Consider the following 570-nt stretch of genomic DNA (forward strand, 5'->3'; position numbering starts at 1 on the left):
TTTCCGTATCGGCCAGATCGTGCCGAGCTCGAACACCACCATGGAAACCGAAATCCCCGCGATGCTGCTGGCGCGCCAGCAGGTGCGGCCCGAGCGGTTCACCTTCCACTCCAGCCGCATGCGCATGAAGAAGGTGGTCAAGGAGGAACTGGCGGCCATGGACGCCGAATCCGACCGCTGCGCGCTGGAACTCAGCGACGCCCGCGTCGACGTGCTGGGCTACGCCTGCCTGGTGGCGATCATGGCGATGGGCCACGGCTACCACCGCGTCTCGGAGAAACGCCTGCAGGCCCATACCGCCGCGAATGGCGCCGATGCACCGGTAATCACCAGCGCCGGTGCRCTGATCGACGCGCTGAAGGTGATCGGCGCCAGGCGCATTGCCGTGGTCGCGCCCTATATGAAGCCGCTGACGGAACTGGTGGTGGACTACATCCGCAACGAAGGCTACGAAGTGGTGGACTGGCGCGCGCTGGAAATTCCCGACAACCTCGAGGTGGGCCGTCATGATCCCGCCAGGCTGCCCGGCATCGTCGCGCAGATGAACACCAAAGACGTCGACGCCATCGT

General features: G+C 65.2%; 1 protein-coding gene. It reads left to right on the top strand.

Going from position 1 to position 570, the window contains the following annotated elements; genetic code table 11:
* A partial coding sequence (locus tag AC1DT6_RS40570) for a maleate cis-trans isomerase family protein (protein WP_441638121.1) occupies window positions 1-570 on the top strand: 570 nt, incomplete at both ends.

It is taken from the genome of Cupriavidus sp. 01L45, assembly GCF_056399885.1.